The sequence below is a fragment of the Actinosynnema sp. genome, assembly GCF_052038725.1.
This window is the reverse complement of sequence record NZ_JBQGCX010000612.1, coordinates 1-5,261: the sequence shown is the minus strand read 5'-3', so window position 1 is coordinate 5,261 and position 5,261 is coordinate 1. Positions and strand designations below refer to the sequence as shown.

General features: G+C 76.0%; 4 protein-coding genes and 1 pseudogene. 3 read left to right on the top strand and 2 right to left on the bottom strand.

Features of this window, described 5'->3' with window-relative positions; genetic code table 11:
• Window positions 1-451 (bottom strand): lysylphosphatidylglycerol synthase domain-containing protein (locus ACTUAL_RS12895; RefSeq protein ID WP_440900400.1); only part of this gene is annotated, 451 nt, incomplete at its 3' end.
• A gap of 339 nt (window positions 452-790) precedes the next feature.
• Complete coding sequence (locus tag ACTUAL_RS12890) at window positions 791-1,903, bottom strand: substrate-binding domain-containing protein (protein WP_440900399.1); 1,113 nt, start codon at window positions 1,901-1,903, stop codon at window positions 791-793.
• 128 nt (window positions 1,904-2,031) lie between these two features.
• Here ACTUAL_RS12890 and ACTUAL_RS12885 point away from each other — a divergent pair, with 128 nt between their 5' ends.
• The 3 genes and pseudogenes from ACTUAL_RS12885 to ACTUAL_RS12875 form a co-directional block, all read left to right on the top strand.
• A complete protein-coding gene (locus tag ACTUAL_RS12885) occupies window positions 2,032-3,045 on the top strand; it encodes a hydroxyacid dehydrogenase (protein ID WP_440900398.1) in 1,014 nt (337 codons plus the stop codon).
• Window positions 3,042-4,991 (top strand): DUF2264 domain-containing protein, encoded by a 1,950-nt coding sequence (locus ACTUAL_RS12880; RefSeq protein WP_440900397.1) that lies wholly within the window; start codon window positions 3,042-3,044, stop codon window positions 4,989-4,991. Before ACTUAL_RS12885 ends, ACTUAL_RS12880 begins: the two co-directional genes overlap by 4 nt.
• Before the next feature lie 45 nt (window positions 4,992-5,036).
• Window positions 5,037-5,261 (top strand): annotated as a pseudogene (locus ACTUAL_RS12875) (ABC transporter substrate-binding protein); the annotation flags it as partial.

Sequence of the window (5,261 nt, the reverse complement as noted above, 5' to 3'; positions counted from 1 at the left end):
GCTCGCTGACCCGCCCGGAGGTCGCCACGAACGGCAGCACGATCAGCACAGTGATCAGCACCGAGGTCCCCTGCACCGCGCCGACCGCCCCGACCGCGCCGGGCGTGGGCACCCCGTTGCGCCCGAGGAAGCGGACGTTGGTCGCCATGCCGCCGAGGTTCGCCGGCGTCACCAGGTTCCCGAACGAGGTGGCCAGCTGGGCCACGGTGGTCAGCCCCCACGGCAGCCGCACGGGCGAGGCGGCGCGCAGCGACAGCACGTTGCCCAGCACGGGAAGGGTGGACGCGGCGATCGCGGCCAGCACCCAGGCGGGGTCGGACTTCACGAACACCTTGCGCAGGATGCCGCTGTCCACTTGGTGGGCGAAGACGGCGAGAGCCACCACGACGACCGCCACCGCGGCGAACTTGAGCAAGGTCGTCCGGTGCTCCGCACCGCGAGTGATGATCACGGATCCAGGATGGACGGTCGGAGCTGAGAACGCGTCACACCACGGGTTGATCGGCGTGTACGACTTCGGCAGTACCCCTGACCTGCGAATGTGCGACGGAGGTGGGGTTCGCGGCGGCGTGTCGGGGTGTTCGCCCTGAGTGATCAACCTGAGAACCTGCGGTTTTCCCCTTCGGAGAACCGGACACGGCGGACATGTCAGGCCGTGTGATTCATCACGCGCCGTGTTCGGTTTAACCGCCGCGAAGGCCGCCGGAGCACGCCGGACGCGCCGCGGGCCGCCCCGTCCGGTCCAGGGTGGACGGTCGACCGACCCGGCCACCCCGACCCGATCGCGGCCCTACCCCACCACAGGCGCCGCCGAGGACCCCCTGGTGATCAGCTCCGGCTGCACCACGACCCGGTGCACCGGCCGGTCGCCCGCCGCCCGCAGCCTGGCCGCCAGCAGCGCCACGGCCGCCCGCCCCACCGCCGCCTTCGGCGGGCGCACGGCGGTCAGCGGCGGGTCGCACAGCTCGGCCATCTCGTCGTCGTAGGTCACCACCGACAGCGCGCCCGGCACCGCGATCCCCCGCTCCTGGCAGCGCTGCACGAGCGCGAGCGCCTCCGGGTCCGAGTGCACGAGCAGCGCCGTCGTCCCCGAGTCCCGGCACCGGTCGAGCAGCGCGTCGAGCTGCCGCGACCAGTCCGGGTCGCGGTGGTCGCACGTGCTCGCCTCCGGCACGCCGTCCAGCTCCAGCCCCAGCTCCTCGCACGCCCGCCGCCACCCCCGCCGCAGGTGCGGGGCGGTGGGGCTGCCTGCCGAGGCGCACAGCCCGATCCGCCGGTGCCCCAGCTCCGCCAGGTGCCGCACCGCCGAGGCGGCCCCGAGCCGGTGGTCGCTGACCACCGACTCCAGCAGCCCCGGCCCCGGATCGCCGCAGTCGCGCTCCAGCAGCACGACGGGCACTTCGGCAGACCGCAGCCAGCGCACCAGCGCCGCGCCCTGGCTGCCGGTGGTGGTCGGGGCGACGAGCAGCCCGTCGACGCCGACCGAGTCGACCAGCGCGCCGAGCTGGCGCAGCTCGTCGTCCGGCGCGTACCCGGCGCCGCGCAGCACCACCCGCAGCCCCAGCTCGTCGGCGGCCTCGCGGACCCCGCGCACCACGTCCGGCCCGTAGTCGACCAGTGACGGCACCACCAGCCCGACCACCGCGCCGGCGACCGCCCCCGAGCCGGGCCCGCCGCTGGTGGGGGCGGTGGCGGGCAGCTCCAGCGTCGCGCCGCCGTGCACCCGCCGCACCACGCCCTCCCGCGCGAGCCTGGTGATGTCGCGCCGCACCGTGATCGCCGAGACGCCCAGCCGCACGGCCAGCTCGTGCACCCGGACCACGCCGTCGCGCCGCAGCAGCTCGACCACCCTGGCGCGCCGCTCGGCGGGCAGCATCGCCCGCGCGTTCGTACCCGTTGTCATCCGGCGATTCTGCCCACCGCGCGCGGCTGATCACATGTGATCGGTCGTGCGCGCGGGGGATTGACGTCGGAAAACCGATCACCCACGATCGGCCCCACGGCTCCCCTCGCCCGGCGGAAGGGATCGGCGTGACCCGACGACGACCACGTGCCCTGCTGGTGATGGACGGCCCGACCTTCCGGACGCAGTTCCACGCCCCGCAGCTGCGGCGGCTGGGCGAGCTGGCGCAGGCCGCCGACCCGGTGTGCGTGGACGAGCTGGACTCGCCGGACGCGCGGCGGGCGCTGCGCGGCGCCGAGGTGCTGCTGACCTCGTGGGGCTGCCCCGTGCTGACCGCCGAGCGGCTGGCCGCCGCACCCGAGCTGCGCGCGGTGTTCCACTGCGCGGGCACGGTCCGGCCGCTGGTGAGCGAAACCCTGTGGCAGCGGGGGATCCTGGTCACCACGGCAGCCGACGACAACGCGGTCCCGGTGGCCGAGTACACGCTGGCCGCGATCGTGTTCGCGGGCAAGAAGGCGCCGTTCCTGGCGCAGGACGCCCGCCGGCACCGCGCCGACTGGTCGTACCGGGCCGCGCGCGGCGAGCTGTCCAACCGGGGCCGGGTGATCGGGCTGGTCGGGTTCTCCCGCGTGGGCAGGCGGGTCGCGGCGATGCTGCGGGCGCTGGAGGTCCGGGTGCTGGTGGCCGACCCCCACGCCGACGCGGCCGAGGTGCGCGCGGCGGGCGCGGAGCTGGTGCCGCTGCCGGACCTGCTGCGGGCGTGCGACGTGCTGTCGCTGCACCTGCCCGCGCTGCCGTCGACCGGCAACCTGATCGGGCAGCGGGAGCTGGCGCTGCTGCGCGACGGCGCCACCGTGATCAACACCGCGCGCGGGGCCGTGCTGGACACCGCGGCGCTGGAGCGCGAGTGCGCGCGCGGCAGGCTGGACGCGATCCTGGACGTCACCGAGCCCGAGCCGCTGCCCGCCGCCTCGGTGCTCTACGACCTGCCCAACGTGATGATCACCCCGCACGTGGCCGGGTCGCTGGGCTCGGAGGCGCGGCGGATGAGCGACAGCGCCCTGGAGGAGCTGGCCCGCTACCTGGACGGGCGCCCGCCGAGGTCGCCGGTGACGGCCGAGCGGCTGCGGGTGAGCGCGTGATCGCGGACGCGCGGGAGCTGTCCCCGTTCACCGGCTGGACGCGCGGGCACTGGACCGCGCTCGCGGACCGGATGCTGGGCGCGCTGCGCCCGCTGACCTCGCCCGGTGGCGCGCGGATCGCGCTGCCCGGCCCGACCGGCGGCCTCGGCGCGGACGTGGACGGCCTGGAGGGGTTCGCCCGCACGTTCCTGCTGGCCGGTTTCCGCCTGGCCGGGGAACGCGGTGAGGACCCCGGCGGCCTGGCCGAGCGGTACGCGCGGGGACTGGCGTCCGGCGTCGACCCGGCGTCCCCGGAGCGCTGGCCGCGGCCCGACGAGCACGCCCAGGCCAAGGTGGAGGCCGCCTCGCTGGCGCTGGTGCTGGACCTGACGCGGCCGTGGCTGTGGGACCTGCTGCCCGAGCGCGTGCGGGCCAGGGTGGTCGACTACCTGTCCCCCGTGGTCGGCGACGACACCTACCCGCGCTGCAACTGGCTGTGGTTCCGGGTCGTCGTGCAGACCTTCCTGCGCTCGGTCGGCGGGCCGTGGCGGGCCGAGGACGTCGAGTCGGACCTGGCGCTGCACGAGGAGTTCCTGCGCGCGGACGCCTGGTACTCGGACGGCGACGAGCGCGCGTTCGACCACTACAACGGCTGGGCGATGCACCTGTACCCGGTGCTGTGGTCCCGGATGCGCGGCGCCCGCGAGATCACCGACCGGTCCGCTGTGGACGCTGAGCGCCTCGACCGGTACCTGCGCGACCACGTGCACCTGATCGGCGCGGACGGCTCACCGCTGGTCCAGGGCCGCAGCCTGACCTACCGCTTCGCCGCCGCCGCACCGCTGTGGGTGGGCGCGCTCGCCGAGGTCCCCTCCACCCCGCCGGGGCTGCTGCGCCGCGCCGCGTCCGGGATCGTGCGGCACTTCGCCGACCGGGGCGCGCCGGACGAGCGCGGCCTGCTCACCCTCGGCTGGCACCACGCGTGGCCCCGGATCGCCCAGAGCTACTCCGGCCCGTCCTCGCCCTACTGGGCCGCCAAGGGGATGCTCGGCCTGGCGCTGCCCGCCGACCACCCGGTGTGGCGGGCGGTGGAGGAGCCGCTGCCGGTGGAGACCGGCGACCGGCTGTGGGTGGCCACCGCGCCGGGTTGGCTGGTCAGCGGCACCCGCGCGGACGGCGTGGTGCGGGTGGTCAACCACGGCGCGGACCACGCCGAGGAGGGCGCGCACGTCGGCGACTCCCCGCTGTACGCCCGCTTCGGCTACTCCACCGCCACCGCGCCCCTGCTGTCCGAGCGGGCCTGGACCACCCCGGCCGACCAGTCCGCAACGCTGCTGGACGCTTCGGGCCGCGCCACCCACCGCGCCGGGATGTCGTTGCTGCGCACCGGACTGGTCGACGACGGCCACGTCGCGCTGGGCGCGTCGCGGGCCCGCGCGCACTGGCTCGCCGACGCGCCACCCGCCCGCGACCACGGCTCCGGCCGCACCGGCGCGCACACCGACGCCGCGCTGATCACGGTGGTGTCGCTGCTGCGCGGCCCGTGGGAGGTGCGCTGCGTCCGCGTCGACCCGCTGCCCGACGACCCCGGCGCGCTCGACGCCGCCACCGCGCTGCGCGTCGGCGGCTGGCCGCTGGCCGCGCGCACCCCACCACGGGTGTCCCCGCTCCCCCACGGCCTCGTGATCACCACCGGCGACGAGGTCTCCACCCTGCTGACCGCGGAGCCGGGCGACACCGTGGAAGCGCTTTCCGAGCACGGCGCCAGCCCGCTCGGCCCGCACAGCGCCACCCCGTGCGCCACCGGCCGGATCACCCGCAGCCGTTGGCGCGCCTACGTCCTCGGCCTGGCGCGAACCACCGAACCACCCGCCGCCCCCACCACCCACCTGCGCGCCGCCGACCAGCGCGTCACCAGGCCGGACGGCCGCACGACCGCGCTCGACCTGGGCGAGTTCTGCCCCTAGACCGAGGACCGCGGACCGGCACCACACCGAGAGGACGGGTCAACGATGATTCCGAACCGCCGCGCCGGGTCGCGGGCACGACGCTGGGCGGGGCTGGCCGCCGCCCTCTCCCTGGCGGTCACCGGCTGCGGCCCCGGCGCCGCCGCCGACCCGAACACGCTCACCGTGTCGGTGTGGAACCTGGCCAGCACCCCGGAGTTCCAGGCCCTGTTCGACGCCTTCGAGCGGGCCAACCCCGGCGTGACGGTCAAGCCGGTGGACATCGTCGCC